Genomic DNA, 16,607 nt, shown 5'->3' with positions numbered 1-16,607 from the left:
CTTAGCCCCCGGAGGCCCGGAAGGCGGCGATCAGTTCATCCAGCGTGTGCATCATCGACTGCATCCCGCCGCCCGCGATATAGATCGGGCCGGCATCGAGATGAACGATCTGCCCGCTTTGCGCGGCGGTGGTGCCCTGAACCAGCGGATTGTCCAGCGTCGCCACCGCGGCCTGACCCGCCGCGCCGATGGCTGCGCCGCGGTCGATCACCAGTATCCAGTCGGGGTCGAGATCGGCGACGAATTCAAACGACACCGCCTCGCCATGCGTTTGCGAGGACACGCCGGGATAGGCTTCGGGCAGGCCGGTGGCGCTGTGCAACCAGCCAAAGCGGCTGTCGTCTCCATAGGCGGAAATCTTGCCGCCATTGGTCAGCAGGATCAGGGCGTTGCCCTTGCCCGCGACGGCCTCGCGCGCTTCGGCCAGCCGGGCCGTGAATGCCGCGTTGAGCGCGGTCGCCTGGTCCTGACGGTCGAATATGGTGCCGTAGGCGGTGGTGCGGGCCACGGCCTGCGCGGCCATGTCACCGCCCCAGATGGTCATGTCGATGGTCGGAGCGATCCGCGCCAGCGTGTCCACCTGCTCTGAGCTGCGCCCCCCCGCGATGATGAGGTCGGGGGCCATGGTCGCCAGCGTTTCGTAATCGGGTTCGAACAGGGTGCCGACCTGTTCGGCTTCGGCAGCCACATCGTCGAGATACGGCAGATAGAGCGGCGCGGGCACCCCTGCGATCGCTACGCCGAGTGCCTCGAGCGTGTCGATTGCGGGCACATCGAACACGGCGATGGTCCGGGGGGCGGAGGGCACCTCAACGTCGCCACGGGCGGTGTCCACGGTCAGGGTTTGGGCCAGCGCGCCGGAGACGCAGCAAAAGGCAAACGCGGCAGCCATCGCGAACAGATCACGCATCGGATCATCCTTTGGTCAAGGTGAGTGGGCGCGGGGCTGGCGTGGGCTGGCGGCGCGGTGTTGCGGTTGCAATACGCCCTTGCAACGGGCGACTGCAAGGGCTTAATTGACCTAAAATAGTCAGGAATTGGATGTGACCGGAAAAATGTACTCTGAAATCGGGATTTTCGCGACCGAAAACGCCAGCAAATACCTACAACAACTGTGCAAGCATTTCGCCCACAAGGTCGAGGTCCGCTATGACGCGCAAAGTGGCGAAGCCGCGCTGCCGCCGGGGCCTGCGCGGCTGAGGGCGACCGCAAGCGAACTGCGGGTCGAGATTTGCGCACCGGATGAGGCGGGGCTGAAAGCTGCCCGGCATATCATCGACGATCATCTCGAACGGTTTGCGTTTCGCGAGGCGTTCAAGGGAATGGGCTGGCAGGCCCGGTAAATACGACAGGGCGCGCCGATATCGCGGCGCGCCCTGATGGTTTTCCGTATTCGCCGATCAGAAATTCAGCCTGGCCGTCAGCGCAAAGGTGCGCCCCGGTTCGTTCAGGGCAACGACGCGCGAGGGGATGTCGATCCCGTCCGAGCTGCGCGCGGCATAGGTTTGATCGAACAGGTTATACACGTCCAGCCGCAATTCCAGCCCGTCGAGGGTGGCCGGTTTGTAGCTGGTATAGAGGTTGACCGTTTCATAGGCGGGCAGGGACGGTGTGATATCGTCGTTTTCCAGAACGATCTGCGCGTTGCCGCCAACACGCCATTCCTGCGTGATGTCATAACCCGCTTCCAGACCGATGATATGGCCCGCCGGACGCCCGAGGTAATAGGCGGTCGAGCCGATGGCCGTGTCGTCGAGTTCCACGTCGGCATAGGTGTAGTTCATACGAACGAACCCTTGCGCGCCGCGATAGGAAACGGACCCGTCAAAGCCTTGCGAAACCAGATCGCTTGTCGCGCCGCGATTGCCGGCGGTGGGCAGGACGGCGTTGACGTCGTTCACCTCAGTATAGAACAGCGCCCCGCTGACCTCCCAGGGGCCGCGGGCATAGCGCAGACCGGCGCGGGCGGAGTTCGCGCGTGACGACGTAAAGCCCGCATAGGTCCAGGCGGTGGGATCGATCAGGGCCGCTTCGCCCAGTTCGTACCCGCCCCAGCTGGTCGCGGCGCCGGCGTTCAGGGTCCAACTGTCGGACAGGATGATATCCACCGCACCATTGGCGCTCATGCCGTTATCCTTGAACACCATGCCATTGGCCGCCGTGAACCGCTGCGTGTCGAAACGCGCGCCGTAGGATACCGATACGCGGTCGCTCAGATCCTGCCGGGCTTGCACGAACAGGCCGTAATTCCTGAGTTTTTCCTTGCCCGTCAGAGAGCCGGGAACACGGCTGTGGCCTTTGGCTTCTTCATCGAAGAAATCCAACCCGGCTGTGATCGTTCCGTTCCCAATGGCCCATTCGTTCTTGACGGTGCCGCTGAGGCTGGTGTTCAGGCCCCAGACCCCGGAGGCGTCGATTTCCTGTTCGTTATAAGACAGTTGCACCGTCGGATCGAGCCAGCCTTCGGGCGTTTCGTCGGTATAGGTCAGCGTGTAGGAGTTCCGCTTTGACAGGGCCTCGACGAAGGAGGTGTTGCGCCCGACCACCGCTGCGAAATCCGGCCGCGTGTACAGCAGGCCGCCCGGTCCGGCCTGTGCCGAGCGGGTGCCGGTGTCTTCGGTTTGCGAGGCCGAGAATTCCAGCCGCCCGCCGCCCTGGCCGGTATAGGCCAGTTTCAGCATGTAGTCGGTCAGGTCGGCCTCGGTGCCGGGGACGGTCTGCCCCGCGCCGTCATCGTAATCGTCGCCCTTGTGACGGGTGCCGCTGAGCAGCCATTCGAAGCCGCCCTGACGGCCGAACAATGTCAGCGTGCCGCGCGCGCCATAACCGTTGGTGCCACCCGTCACGCTGGAGAATCCGCCGAAGCTGTCGCCGTCGTCCAGAAGGTCGCCGACATCCTTTGTTTCATAGGCGATCTGGCCTGCCAGTGCGCCGGGGCCGGCGTCGGCGGGGGCGATGCCTTCGCTGACTTCGACCCGTTTCAGCAATGCGGGGTCCAAGAGCACGTTGCCGGTGTGGTGAAACGCCGACTTGTTCTGGCGCGCGCCGTCGATGGTGACCGAGAGCAGGCTTTCCTCGATCCCGTTCACATAGACCTTTTGCGCGATGGAGGCGCCGCCGCTGGCGGTGATGGAGGACTCACCGGCGAACACGTCCTTGGTGGTGGCCGGGTTCCTGTTTTCAAGGTCTTCGGCGTCGATTTCTTCATTGCCCAGAAGGGCTTGGGCCTCGTTGGCGTCGATCCGGATGGTCCCGAGATCGAAGGCCGTGCCGTCTTGTGCGTGAACTGTGCCCGCCCAACCGCAGGCAGACAGGAGCAACAGCCCCTTGGTGATCCGTGTCATGTGTGTCCCTCAGCGAAATATTATGAAATTGGCTGGAGCGCACGGGGTTGCACGGCGTCTGGCTGTTCTGGCGACGCGTTATCCTAGTGTTTTTGTCAGGTCAAGCCGCGCCAGAAGATTCTTGGGACTCTTTGGTGCGGTGTGGCGGGGAAACCGGGCGTGGAAATTGTACGAAACGTACGAAGTGTACGCGGGTTTTGTACGAAACCGGGGGCCTGCCGGAACACATGCGTCCAACATGGACGCAAGTGCCCGAGTCAGGCGGTGCATTCAGAGGTCGATATCGGCGGCTTCCTTCGCCAACTCCCCGGCGGTTTTGGGCGTGTCGTCGTCACCACCCCATTCAAGCCCGGACAGGACTGCCGGGTCGATCACCCAGGTGCTGAGGCTGAGTTTGTCGGCATGGGTCGAGATTTCGGCAATCACGATCGGCTGGCACAGGCCGAAATCCGGACCGGCCTGGGTCAGCGACCCGAATTGCGGCCAGGTCAGGGCATTGGCGAGATCGAGGAAACGGCGGTCTTCGTCGTTGTCGATCCTGAAGGTGTCCCGCATCTGGCGACCGGCGGTTTCATTCATCTGCGGCAGGCAGTAGGGCATGGAAATGGCCGGGTGATAGCCCCAGATATAGCGATTGAGCTGGCGGCCACCCCGGCGGTCCGCTTCGGCAAAGCGGGGCTCGCCGTATTTCTTGATGAGCGCCCCGGCCAGCCCGTCGGAGGTCACGGCGGCGGGATCGTACAGCTTGATCCGTCCCAGCCCGAGACGCGGTGTTCCGGTCCGGCTGTCGGAGAGCGACAGGATCGCCTCGTGTTCGGGCAGGTCGATCAGCATCGTTGCATCGGTGATCGCCTCGGTGGCGGGCAGGGTGCCCGATCCGGGGACGGGTTTGGGGGAGATCTGGCGGGCAAAGCTCTGCGCATAGGCGCGTTGCCCCGTGCCGTTGGCGATCAGCGCGATTTCCATGTCTTCCGCCGATGTCTCCAGCCCCATGCCCTTGATGTCGCTCACCTGCGGGGCCGGAACGCGGAGGCTTTCGACCTGCGCAACCGACAGGCGCACGGGTTTGCCGGTGGGGTTGGGCATATGGCGCTGCGGCAGCGCGTCCTGTCCGTAGAATATGCTGTCGGTCACGTCGAGGTCGATGCGGAAGGTGCCCGCATTTTGCGGCCCGGGTCCTGCCGGTGTGCCGGGCACGAAGGCGATATCGGCGAGACGGGCCAGATGGCGGGTTTCAACCACCTGACGGCGCTCGTTCGCGATCAGGATCGGGTGGTTCAGAACGATGACGGCATCGGTCGTCTGGCTGGCGGCGGGATCGAAGCCGTCGGTCACGGCATCCAGGCGCTCTTGCCCGACGCAGGCGGAAACGCTGGGATGGCGGGCCGTGCGATAGAGCTGATAGATGGGCCGCCCGCCGATCTGCGTCAGGCGGGTGTCGGCCAGAACGGGTTTGCGTTCGGGGATTTTCTGCGCGGTCTTTTCGAGCATGCCGAGCGTATTCCCGACGGATTGCGCCAACGCGGCGTAATCGAGCCCTTCGAGCATCGTTTTCACACCGGGCGAAAACCCGTTGACCTGCGAGGGATGGGCATAGCTCAGCGCCGCGCAACCCGCCGAAATCGGGTTGGTCGCCACCCGCAGCATGACTCGCTCGGGCAGGGCGGCGGCGCGGGCCGTCTGCCAGGCCTGGAAGGCGGGCAGCAGCGCGGCGCGTTCGACCCGGTTCAGGCGCTGCGGGATGGGATCGAAAAACCGCCCCCAGGGCAGGTCGGCGTCGTTTTGTGTGCGCAATTCGCGGTGCAAGCGATCCAGAAACATCCGGTCCAGCGTCGCCTCGTCCAGCGAGTCTCCCGTTTCGCGGACCTGCAGCAGATCGAGAAAATCGTGATCCAGCATCACGATTTCGGGCCGGTCCGGCAATTCCGCGCTTTGCGGTGTTTCGGGTTGGGCGGTTCCGGGCGCTTCCTTGAGGATGACGCGCAGAAGGGGCAGGCCGGTTTCGTCCTTCTGGTGCGAAAACAGGGCGATTTCCTGCAGGCGGACGAAAACGGTGGGCCGCCCGCCCTTGATGGCGGTGGTGACGGGGGTGAACAGCGCACGGTATTGCACGGAGCCGCCGATTGCCTGCATGGCGCTGTCCTGCGCGTCGCTCAGCGGCAGATTGGTCAGGATGGCGGTATCGGCCAGTTCGACCTGCGGCGCGTCGAGGCCGCTTTCGTTGCTCCGGTAGGTCCAGCGAAAGCCGTTCGCGCTCCAGCCCGTGCCCTGTTTGACGAATGTCATCGTGCCGGTCAGGACGGGCGGGTCGGGCATGGCCAGTGCCTGGGCGGCGGCCAGCGGGTCATCGGCCTGTCCGCGCCGGTTCATCGCCTGTGCGAAGGCGGCCCGATCTTCGGCCACCTGCAGGGCGGCGGCGATCAGATCCTCGCCCCGCGCGCCCGGATCACCGGACAGTTCGCCCCAGAGGGCCAGTTCGTCGCGATCCGCAATCGGCTGTTCCGCTCCGCGATAGTCTTGCGGATCGAGATCGAGCAGCTTGTTGGTCTGCAACGAGTCGTGATCGGGGTGGTTCGACCCGGCGTGGAGGCTGAGGGCGCTCAGATCGAACCCCGGCGTAATGCGCGGCAGGCCGATGGGGCCGTCCGGGGCAAAGACGGTTTCGCGGGCGCGAAGGCCCAGTTCGGCATAAAGGGTCAGGAATTTCCGCCCCGGCCCGTCGATCATGGCCATCCGGTCGAGGATCTGGGTGGCTTCGTTCTGGCCGATCCTGAAGAAATCGGGCAGCCCGCTGACGACCGGATACTGCGTTCCCAGAAGCCAGCCACCGGCGCGGAAGGTCACGGCAAAGCCGCCCTTGTCGAAATCGTAATCCGACATCGGAACGGCGACGGTCGAGGTGACGGCAATCGGGTCTTGCGGCAGGACGGCGGCGATCTGCGGCAGCAATGCGCGGAGTGTCCGGTCTTCCAGGTTGCGCTGTTCGATGTCGTTGATATGCGGGGCGAAGCGATCCCGGCCCGGAGACAGCTTGTCGGGGGAGATCAGCCTGTCTTGCAGGGCGCGCGGGGCCATTTGCAGATAGGCCTGCCAGAACAGCTCGGGGCTGAGGCGGCGGGAGAGGACCTCTTCGATGGGCAGGGCGGTCAGGGCGCGCCATTGCATCAGCTGATTGAGCGCGCTGGCCCCGCCCTGCCGTTCGTCCAGATACCGCCCGTCGCGCGAACGCAGGCGCAGCGCTTGTTCGACATTGGCCAGCGTCACGCTGTCGGCGTCGGCCTCTGGTGCCGGGAGGGTCCAGATCAGGTTGCCCGGCACCACCTCGCGGTTCACGGCTGTCATTTCATGTATGGCCAGCGTTTCGACCCGTCCGGCGGCGCTGGTGACGCGGGTTTGCACGGTGGGATTGATGCGGGTGATTGTGAGCTGCGCGACGATCATCACGCCCTGACGGGAGCGCGCAAGGCCCTCGAGCCGGTCCTGCACGGCGGCGGGCGGGCGTAACGCGCTCAGGTCGAACGGCTGAACCGGATAGATTTCGACGCCCGGCGATTGCAGCGGCGCCTGAACCTTGAGCGCGTCGAGCGTGCCGGACACGATTTTGGGCTGCTTGCCGCTGCCGGCCCTGAGCCGCACCGTGCCGTCGTCGTTCACCTCAATCGCGGCGGGCAGGGCGACCTCGATCTTCAGCGGGAGGGCCGGGGGCTGTTGCAGTTGCTGCCTGATCCAGGCCCCGGCGGCGTCGAGTTTCTGTTGCTGTTCGGCGGTGGGAAGTTGCCCGAAGGTCTTGGACGATCCGGGATCGACATAGGTCATCAGGGCAAAACGCCGGGGATCGGTTTCATTGGCCAGCGAAGGCGCGGCGCGGATGGCCTCGAGGAACAGGGTGCGGGCGATTTCGGTCTTGTCGGCCATCTGGGCCTGGGCTGCGGTGCCGAGGGCGATCAGGATCACCAAGACTGTCCGAAAGATCATCGTCATGTTCCTTTTCCGTCGTGTCTATGGGCCGCAGGTGTCCCCGAGCGGTCCGCCTTGCGGGGTCGTGGGGCCGGGCAGGTCCATCGGGGCGCCGCCGACGCTGGTCGCCGTGGCCAGCGCCGCGCCGTCCGGGCCTTGGACCATCGCGCCGAAAAGATCGAGTTCGGTTTGCGCCGCAGCCCCCTGAGCCAGCGACAGGGCCAGGAGACAGGCGAGCCACCTCATTGCGCGGGCTCCAGCCTTGTGCCGGTCCAGCGCCAGTCGACCACGCATTCCAGCGCACCGTCGGGGCAGGAGGGCCTGAGCGCCAGCGTGCGCAGCGCGGATTTGCCGAAGGCGCGGTTCACGATTTGCGGCTGCAAGCCCAACAATTGCTGGCTGCTCTGGGTCTGGGTAAAGAACACCTCGACCGAGCACATGTTGATGCCGCAGCGCCCGGCGCCGCGCCCCCTGGACCTGTCGGCGCAGGTCACGCCCGCCCAGTCGAGCACGATATCGGGTTTGTCGTCGCCATCCAGAAGGCCCGTCAGTTCGGCCCCTTCGGCGATGTCGAACGCGCCGCCGCAGGCCTCGGCGATCAGCGCGCCGGTCAGGACGATACGGCCGGTTCCGCCGCCGGTTGGCGAGGAGGAGGCCTGATCGGCCACGGGCATGCATCCCGCCAGCGCCGCATCAATCGCCCTCGACGAGCCCTTGAGCGACATGCGCGCCTTGCCCTGACCGGGCGGCCGGATATCCGCCACCCGCCCCTTTTTCAGGGCGTCGACAAGCCCCGCCGGGGGGATGCCCGTCCAGAGGCCATCGGGCGGTGAATGCTCGCCGGTTACCGGGAAATCCCGGCCTTCGACGGTGACGGTGAAACTGTCCTGACGGTTCTGGCCCGGTGTCACCGGATAGCCGCTGGTGTAGATCAGCGGCGATCCGTTGGCGCATGTCAGCGACAGCGCTTTGACGCCATCCACCGAAACGCCAATGGCGGTGGGGGTTTGGGATATCCAGTTTCCATTCGGCGCGAGGGTCCAGTCAGCCTGAGCGGGCTGTATGCCAATAAACATGCCGAGAAAGAGCAAAAATAAAAACCGCATGAGCAACGAACCGATGAAAAGACACCCTATACTTTAGCAGGGGGGTAAGAGAACTCAACTCCATATCCAAAGCGCCCGGCGGGCCTGTCGGAATCCTGCGTCTTTCGGCAGACCGGGAGCGGACGCCGGTTTTCCCGCAACGATGTGATTCATGACAGGGCTGGCGGCGGATGTTTCGTCATTTGCCGGGGACGGAAGGGGTGGGCAGCCGGTTTTTGGGATAGTGCGCCCCTGATTTTCATGATAAAATAAACTATATAAAACAATTGTATAAAAAAATATATATCAACATATGATAAAAGAAATTCGATATATGATAAAAATTTGATAGACTCTCGCGGCCTGCCGGACAAGTTTCATCCCTGTTTGAGGGCCATTCGATTGGCCTGTCCTGAAGGGGGAGGGGCCATTGCCCACACTGGACGCAGATTCCGGCCAGCGCGCCGAGACGTCGCTTGCCAAAGCCATTCGGCTGCTGCCCATCGTGGCGGAACGCAACGCGACGGGCGTCAACCTGTCGACGGTGGCGCGCAAGGCGAACCTCACGACCGCGACGGCGCGCAGGCTGTTGCAGGGGCTTGTCGATGGCGGGCTTCTGAGCTTCGATCCCTATTCCAAGATATACACGCTCGGCATCGGGTTGTTCGATCTCGCCGGTGCGCCGGGATCGCCGCGGCAGTTCGATGCCGTGCGCATGGAACTGCATCCCGCGCTGGCCGAAACCGCCACGGTCACGGGCGAAACCGTTTACCTGACGGTGCCGTTCGGCGACGAGGCCCTGTGCATCGACGCGGTGATGGGGACCACCCCGCTACGGGCGAATACGCTGCAGGTCGGGTCCCGGCGGCCCCTCGGCGTGGGGGCCGGTAGCGCGGCGATTCTGGCGGCGCTGCCCGAGAACAGCTGCGACCGCCTGATCAGCTCCAACAGCGAGGTTTACGGACGCTATGGCGACCTCTCCACGGCCGAGGTCCGATCCATGGTGCGGCATTGGCGCAAGCACCGGTATCTGGTGAACAATTCGATCATCATCCCGGATGTGAGCGCGATTGCGGTGGCCGTGTTCGATGGCTCCGACCGCCTTCTGGCGGCGCTGTCGGTTTCGGCGCGCAAGTCGCGCATGGGCCCTCAGCGCCGGAAAGAAATCGTGGCCGTGATGGAACAGGCGCTCAACCGCGCCGGGCTCAAGACCTGAGGCAAGACAAGCATGTATCCTATCCATTTCTTCGATCGCGCAGCACGGCTCTGGCCGGATCACATCGCCGTTGAACGCGGCGACGAGGCGCTGAGCTACAAGGCGCTTCACGACCGGGTTCAGGCGCTGGCCACGGGGTTGCAGACGCTCGATCCCGCGTTCGGCTCGCGGGTCGGGATCTGTTGTTACAACTCTGTGGATCACCTGATCAGCTGGCTGGCCGTTCTGGCCGCCGGCAAGGTCTGGGTGCCGCTTCAGCCGATGAACGCCAAGGCCGAACTGGTGCGCGCGGTCGAATTCACCGGCGCCAGCATCGTCATCGCCCAGCCCGAGACCGTGGACAAGCTGGCCGGGGCCGAGACCCGGTTCCTGATGTCCGATCCGGCGGGCGGCCCCGAGACCACGATCGCGCTGTGCGAAAAGCACATGGGGCAGGCGCCCGAGAGTGCGGATATGCCGCTGAGCGCCACGCAGGCGATCAAGTTCACCGGCGGCACCACCGGATTGCCCAAGGGGGTGATGCAACCCTATCGCGCCTGGAACACGAATATCGCGATCCAGATTTCGGCTTGGTCGCTTGCCGAGGGGCAGCGCTATCTGGCGGCGGCTCCGATCACGCATGGCACCTCGACCTACATCCTGCCGACGCTGGCCACGGGGGGCACGCTGGTTCTGCTCGACAGGCCGCGCCCCGAGCAAACGCTGGATTTCCTGCAAAATGCCGGGATCACCACCACCTTCGTGCCGCCCACCGTTCTTTATATGCTGATGGAGCTGGAGAACGTGCGCGAGTCCGATTACGCGGATCTCAGGAACCTGATCTACGGGGCCGGTCCGATGCGCCCCGACGCCATCGAGCGGGCGCAGGGCATTTTCGGCCCGTGCCTTGCCTCGACCTACGGCCAGACCGAAGCGCCGCAGATCGCCACGATGATTTCCGCGCAAGAGTTGCAGAACCCGGCAAAGCGCGCCTCGGTCGGGCGCGAGACGTTCCTGACGCAGGTCGAGATCATGGATGACGAGGGGCGCATCCTGCCCGTCGGGGAAACCGGCGAGATCGTGATCCGCGGCGACCTGTTGATGACCGGCTACTGGGATCAGCCCGAGGTGACCGCCAAGACCCTTGTGGACGGCTGGCTGCATACCGGGGATCTGGGGCTGAAGGACGAGGACGGCTATGTGTTCATTCGCGGCCGCGCCAAGGAGATGATCATCACCGGCGGGTTCAATGTCTATCCCGCCGATGTGGAAACGGTGATGGGTGAGCATCCCGATATCATCGATTGCGCGGTCTATGGCGTTCCCGACGACAAATGGGGCGAATCCGTCCATGCCGCCGTGCAGGTGCGCGACGCGCAATCCGTCACCCCGGCCGAGATCATCGCCTTCATCCGCGAACGGCTGGGGCCGGTGAAAACGCCCAAATCCGTCCGCTTCGTCGAGAGCCTGCCGCGCAACGCGATCGGCAAGCTCCAGAAAACGCAGCTTGCCGAACAGCACATGGCGCAGAGCGCCGATGCACTCAAGGAAGGTTAATCATGTCAAAATCCGCTCCGACCACATCGCTCTGCCGGTATACCGATACCGAGATTTTCTATCGCGACCGCAACCTGGTCGATGAGCTGCTGACCGGCGACAGCGATTTCGTGACCGTCATGATGCAGCACATCCTGGGGCGCGATGTGCCGCCCGCCCAGAAACGGGTAATGAATGCGATCCTGATCACCATGATGGAGCACGGGCTGACGCCGAGCGCCATCGCCACCCGCTCGATCTACATGTCCGCCCCCGAGAACCTTCAGGGCGCGGTGGCCGCGGGCCTTCTTGCGGTCGGCAGCCAGTTTGTCGGCACCATCGAGAACAACGCGCGCGTTCTGGCGGAACTGGTCGATCTGGAGGGCGACGCCCAGGCGGCCCGCGCCGCCGAGATCGTGCGCGAGCACCGCGCCCGTAAGGCGCATCTGCCGGGGTTCGGCCATCACCTGCACACGCCCGACGATCCGCGTGCGCTGAGGCTCCTGGAGATCGGCGAGGCCGAATGCGAAACGCCCCGCTACCTGACGGCGCTTCGGACCCTGTCGGCTGCGGTGGATGCCGAATTCCAGCGCCACATCACCATCAACGCCACCGGCGCGACGGCGGCCCTGCTCGGGGATATGGACATTCCGGTGGAGTTGATGCGCGGTTTCGCCGTCATTTCCCGCGCTGCGGGGCTTGTCGCCCATATCGCCGAAGAACAGCGCAAACCGTCGGGTCGTTTCATCTGGGAGACGATCGACAAAGCCATGCCCTTTGAAAGCTGAGCCAATGCAGGATTTCGCAATCGTCACAGGCGGAGCCCGCGGGATCGGGGCGGCGGTGGCCCAACGGCTGAAGGCCGACGGGCTGCGTGTCGCAGTGGTGGACCGGGTCCGCCCCGAACACGATGTCGCCGACGAGGTTCTGGAACTGGACCTGTCGGATGTCGAGGCGGTTCAGTCCGCGCTCGGGGCCTTCTGCAAGGGGCGGCGCGTGACCCGGCTGGTCAACAATGCGGGCATCGTCGAGCCGGCCGACGTGGAATCGACCGATCCCTATTCGGTCGACCGGGTCGCCGCGGTCAACTTGCGTGCGCCGCTCCTGTGCCTGCAGGCGGTGTTGCCCGCGATGAAGGAGGCCCGGCTGGGCCGGGTGGTGAACATCTCGAGCCGTGTGGCGCTGGGCAAGGAACTGCGCTCGGCCTATTCGGCAACCAAGGCCGGGCTGCACGGGATGACGAAAACATGGGCGCTCGAACTCGGCCAGCACGGGATCACGGTGAATGCCGTCGGTCCGGGGCCGATCGCCACCGAACTTTTCAACAAGGTCAACCCGCCCGGTGACCCGCGCACGGACCGGATCATCCAGTCCATTCCGGTCAAGCGCACAGGAAACCCCGAAGATGTGGCCGATGCCGTGTCGTTCTTTTGTTCGGAGAGATCGGGATTCGTGACGGGGCAGGTTCTGTTCGTCTGCGGAGGTATGACGATCGGATCTGCCTGAACAGCATCCGGAAACCCGGAAAACAGGAGTTTTCACCAATGGAGGAGAAGAAGATGACACTTTCCAGAAGAACGATCATCGCTGCGGCCGGCGCCGTTTCGATGCTGGCCCTCGGCACATCGGTCATGGCCCAGGATTACCCGAGCAAGCGTATCACCATCATCGTGCCCTACAGCGCCGGTGGCGCGACCGATATCCTGGCCCGTCAGGTGGCCGATGGCCTGAGCCAGGTGCTGGATGAAACGGTGACGGTCGAAAACCGCCCCGGCGCCGGGGCGACCCTGGGCACCACGCAGGCGGCCAAGGCCCGCCCCGACGGTTACACGCTCTTCATGGGGCAGGTGTCGTCGCACGGGATCGCGCCTGCGGTCTACAAGAACCTGCAATACGATCCGGTCGCGGATTTCGCGCCGATCAAGCTGTTGATGTCGATCCCCAACGTTATGGTCGTCAACAAGGACAGCCCCTACCAGACCGCCGCCGAATTCCTTGCCGCGGCGCAATCCGAGGGCAAGACCTTCGGCTCGTCCGGTGTGGGCAGTTCGATCCACCTGTCGGGCGAAATGTTCAAGTCCCGCACCAAGGCCGACATGACCCATGTGCCGTTCCGTGGCAGCGGCGAGGCCGTGCCCGCGTTGCTGGCCGGGGATGTGGACGTGATGTTCGACAACCTGCCGTCGGCCATGCCGCATATCCAGTCGGGGGCGCTGCGCGCCCTGGCGGTGACCACGCCGGAGCGCTCGGACAAGCTGGCCGACGTGCCGACGCTGGATGAGCTGGACATTCCCGAACTCGACGGGTTCGCGGCGCGGTCGTGGTTCGGCCTGCTGGCCCCTGCGGGGACGGACGAGGCGATTGTCGCCACACTGTCCGATGCGCTTGATCAGGTCATCGCCAGCGACGGGTTCGTCAAGTTCGCCGATACGCGCGGCGCACAGATCGAGGGCGGCAGCCCCGAGGCGTTCAGCGACTTCATCGCCAGCGAGTTGTCGAGCTGGAAAACCGTCGTGGACGAGGCCGGCGTGACCGTCGAGTAACACTGCGATATCATCATGCGTGGCGGCCCCCGACGGGCCGCCACCGCCGACTGACACCACAGGAGGAGGGTCAGCCATGAGCGGAAACACAACCCGGACCGATGCCCACAAGGGCCGCCGCCGCGAGATCGTCTTTGCGGCCCTCACGCTTGCGGCGTCGGTGCTGTTCGCCCTGATCGTCATACCGACCGGGGTCACGACGCCGTCCTCGGTGAAGCACCTGCCGCTGTCGCCGGCCTTTCTGCCGTATCTTCTGACCATCGCCATCGGCCTGTTCGCGCTGATCCACATGCTCGAAGCGATCTTTGCCCCGCATATCCCCGGCGAAGACGAAGACATGATGTCGGGCGTTCACCCCAGATGGAAAAGCCGCCTGCTGATGCTCTGTGCGTTGCTGCTGGTCTATCTCCTGGTGCCCGACCGGCTGGGCATGCTTCTGACCTCGGTTCTGGTCACCGTCGCCCTGCTTGCCATCGGCGGCGAGCGGCGTCTGGTCATCCTGCTGGGGGTCGGGATCACCGTGCCGCTGCTGGTCTATCTCTTTTTCGCCCATGTCGCGCAGGTGCCCCTGCCGACGGGCATTTTCGAAGACTGGATGTGATTCATGTTTGAAAACATCGCAACCGGGTTCGAACTGTTCTTCACCTTTGGAAATCTCATGGCGATCACCGCGGGCGTTTGCCTGGGGGTGGTTGTCGGGGCCATTCCGGGGCTGACGGCCACGATGGCCGTGGCGCTTGCGCTGCCCTTCACCTTCAATCTCGATCCGGTGACCGGTATCCTTCTGCTGGTCGGGGTCTACAAGGGCGGGGTGTTCGGCGGGTCGATCACCGCCATCCTGATCCGTGCGCCGGGCACTCCGGCGGCGGCCTGCACCATTCTCGACGGGTATCCGCTGGCCCAGAAGGGGCAGGCGGGCAAGGCGCTGAACATGGCGCTTTACGCATCCTGCATCGCGGATTTCCTGTCGAACCTGTCGCTGATCTTCTTCGCCAGCCTGATCGCGGGCTTGGCGCTGGCCTTCGGCCCGCCGGAGTATTTCTGGCTGATCTGTTTCTCGCTGACGGTGGTCATCTCGATCTCGGGCTCGTCGCTGACCAAGGGGCTGATCTCGGGCCTGCTGGGGCTTCTGACCTCGACCATCGGGCTCGATCTGGTCTATGGCACGCAGCGCTTCACCTTCGACAATTTCAACCTGATGGGGGGTGTCAGCTATATTCCCTTGCTTATCGGTCTTTTCGCGCTGCCCGAAGTCATTGATTTCTACGTGCGCAAGGTCGCGCCCGTCACCGTCAAGACCGCCGACAAGAGCCGCGTCACGCTGGAGGAATTCAAGCGCAGCCTGACGTCCATCATCCGCGGCAGCTTTATCGGCGTCATCATCGGCACCATTCCCGGCGCCGGGGCTACCGCCGCGGCGTTCCTGTCCTATGGCGAGGCGCGCCGGACCTCGAAATCGCCGGAAACCTTCGGCAAGGGCAATATCGAGGGCGTCGCGGCCTCCGAGGCCGGAAACAACGGTGTGGCCGGGGCCACGCTCATTCCGCTGCTGGCGCTGGGCATTCCCGGTGACGTGGTGACGGCGGTGATCCTCGGGGCGTTCATGCTGCAGGGGCTCACGCCGGGGCCGCTGATGTTTCAGGACAACATTACCATCATCTACGCGATTTTCATTGGCATCATGCTGAGTTCCGTCGTGCTGCTGGGCTCGGGCAAGCTTGCCATCCGGTATTTCGCGAAGATCGCCGATATCCCCCGCCATATCCTTTTGCCGGTGGTCCTGATGTTCTGCGTCTTCGGCAGCTATGCGGTGCAAAGCCAGATGTTCGACGTCGGCGTGATGCTGGCCTTCGGGGCGCTTGGCTATGTCATGATGAAAATCCACATGGCCGCCGCGCCGTTCCTGATGGGGTTCATTCTGGGGCCGCTGTTCGAGGACAACCTGCGCCGGTCCTTCCTGATCTCCGAGGATATCACGATCTTCTTCAGAAGCCCGATCTGCTGGATCTTCATCGCGATCACGATCCTGTCGCTGTATGTCGGTATCCGGCGGGAGTTGCGCGTGACACGCGCCAAGCGCGATGCGATCCGCGCGGGAGGTGCGCCATGAACGCGCCGGTCCGATCCGAACTCGAAGGGCGCGTCGCGCTCGTGATCGGGGCTGGTTCGATCGGCACGGGCATCGGGATTGGCCGCGCCATCGCCATCTGCCTGGCCCGTGCGGGTGCCCATGTGGTGGCCGCCGACAGCAATCTGGCCGCCGCCGAGGAAACCGTCGCCCTGATCCGCGACGAGGGCGGCCAGGGCGAAGCCCGCAGCGTGGACGTGCTCGACGATACCAGCGTGACAGAGCTTGTCGGCGCGGTGGAGGCCGGGCATGGCCGGCTCGATATCCTGCACTGCAATGTGGGGCTTGGCAAAAGCGGGCCGTCCGACCGGACCAGCCCGGCGGAGTGGCGGCGTATCAGCGACGCCAACCTGACCTCGCTGCACGTTGCGGCGCAGGCGGCGCTGCCGATGATGCGTGCGCAGGGGCGCGGGGTCATCACCGTGACCTCGTCGATTGCCTCGATCCGGCATACGGGCTTTCCGCATCTGGCCTATTCGGCCACCAAGGCCGGGGCGAACCAGTTCGCGCGCGCCCTTGCGGTCGAGCTGGCGCCGGATGGCATCCGGGTCAACGCGATCATCGCCGGGCTGATCGACACACCCCGGATCGGTATCACCCTTGCGCAAAGCTATGGCGACAGGACCGAGGCACAGATGCGCGAGGCCCGCGCCCGGCAATGCCCGCTGGGGCGCATGGGTAGCGCCTGGGATATCGCCGAGGCGGCGGTTTTCCTGGCCTCCGACAGGGCGGGCTATATCACGGGAACCGAACTGATCGTCGACGGTGGCTTGTCGGCAAGCGTTCGTCAGGCCTTGGATGGCTGACCCCGCAGCGAGG

General features: G+C 64.6%; 14 protein-coding genes. 9 read left to right on the top strand and 5 right to left on the bottom strand.

Going from position 1 to position 16,607, the window contains the following annotated elements; translation table 11 throughout:
- Position 1: 1 nt before the first annotated feature.
- Positions 2-910 (bottom strand): siderophore ABC transporter substrate-binding protein, encoded by a 909-nt coding sequence (locus tag KPG71_RS01660; RefSeq protein ID WP_216336274.1) that lies wholly within the window; start codon positions 908-910, stop codon positions 2-4.
- Between the two features lie 145 nt (positions 911-1,055).
- On the opposite strand from KPG71_RS01660, the gene KPG71_RS01655 reads away from it, so the two are divergent.
- Complete coding sequence (locus tag KPG71_RS01655; protein ID WP_216336273.1) at positions 1,056-1,343, top strand: DUF2218 domain-containing protein; 288 nt, start codon at positions 1,056-1,058, stop codon at positions 1,341-1,343.
- A gap of 57 nt (positions 1,344-1,400) precedes the next feature.
- On the opposite strand, the gene KPG71_RS01650 is transcribed toward KPG71_RS01655, so the two are convergent.
- The 4 genes from KPG71_RS01650 to KPG71_RS01635 form a co-directional block, all read right to left on the bottom strand.
- Positions 1,401-3,344 (bottom strand): TonB-dependent siderophore receptor, encoded by a 1,944-nt coding sequence (locus KPG71_RS01650; protein WP_216336271.1) that lies wholly within the window; start codon positions 3,342-3,344, stop codon positions 1,401-1,403.
- A 270-nt stretch (positions 3,345-3,614) separates the two neighbouring features.
- A complete protein-coding gene (locus KPG71_RS01645; RefSeq protein WP_216336269.1) occupies positions 3,615-7,319 on the bottom strand; it encodes a hypothetical protein in 3,705 nt (1,234 codons plus the stop codon).
- A 24-nt stretch (positions 7,320-7,343) separates the two neighbouring features.
- Positions 7,344-7,547 carry a hypothetical protein gene (locus KPG71_RS01640; protein ID WP_216336267.1) on the bottom strand — a complete coding sequence of 68 codons (204 nt, stop codon included), beginning with the start codon at positions 7,545-7,547 and terminating at the stop codon, positions 7,344-7,346.
- Positions 7,544-8,377, bottom strand: coding sequence for a hypothetical protein (locus tag KPG71_RS01635; protein ID WP_216336265.1), 834 nt, complete (start codon positions 8,375-8,377; stop codon positions 7,544-7,546). Before KPG71_RS01635 ends, KPG71_RS01640 begins: the two co-directional genes overlap by 4 nt.
- 439 nt (positions 8,378-8,816) lie before the next feature.
- On the opposite strand from KPG71_RS01635, the gene KPG71_RS01630 reads away from it, so the two are divergent.
- The 8 genes from KPG71_RS01630 to KPG71_RS01595 all read left to right on the top strand — a co-directional run bounded on the left by KPG71_RS01630 (position 8,817) and on the right by KPG71_RS01595 (position 16,594).
- A complete protein-coding gene (locus KPG71_RS01630) occupies positions 8,817-9,602 on the top strand; it encodes an IclR family transcriptional regulator (RefSeq protein ID WP_253196002.1) in 786 nt (261 codons plus the stop codon).
- A 12-nt stretch (positions 9,603-9,614) separates the two neighbouring features.
- Entirely contained in the window at positions 9,615-11,138 is a 1,524-nt protein-coding gene (locus KPG71_RS01625) for a class I adenylate-forming enzyme family protein (RefSeq protein ID WP_216336263.1), read from the top strand.
- 2 nt (positions 11,139-11,140) lie between these two features.
- Complete coding sequence (locus KPG71_RS01620) at positions 11,141-11,905, top strand: citryl-CoA lyase (RefSeq protein WP_216336261.1); 765 nt, start codon at positions 11,141-11,143, stop codon at positions 11,903-11,905.
- 4 nt (positions 11,906-11,909) lie between these two features.
- Complete coding sequence (locus KPG71_RS01615; RefSeq protein WP_216336259.1) at positions 11,910-12,623, top strand: SDR family NAD(P)-dependent oxidoreductase; 714 nt, start codon at positions 11,910-11,912, stop codon at positions 12,621-12,623.
- A gap of 53 nt (positions 12,624-12,676) precedes the next feature.
- On the top strand, positions 12,677-13,660 hold the full coding sequence (locus KPG71_RS01610) for a tripartite tricarboxylate transporter substrate binding protein (RefSeq protein ID WP_253196001.1): 984 nt from the start codon (positions 12,677-12,679) through the stop codon (positions 13,658-13,660).
- A 76-nt stretch (positions 13,661-13,736) separates the two neighbouring features.
- Positions 13,737-14,261 carry a tripartite tricarboxylate transporter TctB family protein gene (locus KPG71_RS01605; RefSeq protein WP_216336256.1) on the top strand — a complete coding sequence of 175 codons (525 nt, stop codon included), beginning with the start codon at positions 13,737-13,739 and terminating at the stop codon, positions 14,259-14,261.
- Positions 14,262-14,264: 3 nt separating this feature from the next.
- The gene (locus KPG71_RS01600) at positions 14,265-15,770 is read left to right on the top strand and encodes a tripartite tricarboxylate transporter permease (RefSeq protein WP_216336255.1); all 1,506 of its coding nucleotides are present in this window, start codon (positions 14,265-14,267) and stop codon (positions 15,768-15,770) included.
- On the top strand, positions 15,767-16,594 hold the full coding sequence (locus KPG71_RS01595; protein WP_216336254.1) for an SDR family NAD(P)-dependent oxidoreductase: 828 nt from the start codon (positions 15,767-15,769) through the stop codon (positions 16,592-16,594). The genes KPG71_RS01600 and KPG71_RS01595 overlap by 4 nt, the downstream gene beginning before the upstream one ends.
- Positions 16,595-16,607 lie beyond the last annotated feature (13 nt).

This window comes from Roseovarius sp. PS-C2, assembly GCF_018862045.1.
GTDB lineage: Bacteria > Pseudomonadota > Alphaproteobacteria > Rhodobacterales > Rhodobacteraceae > Roseovarius.
This window is presented reverse-complemented; position numbering and strand designations above follow the sequence as displayed.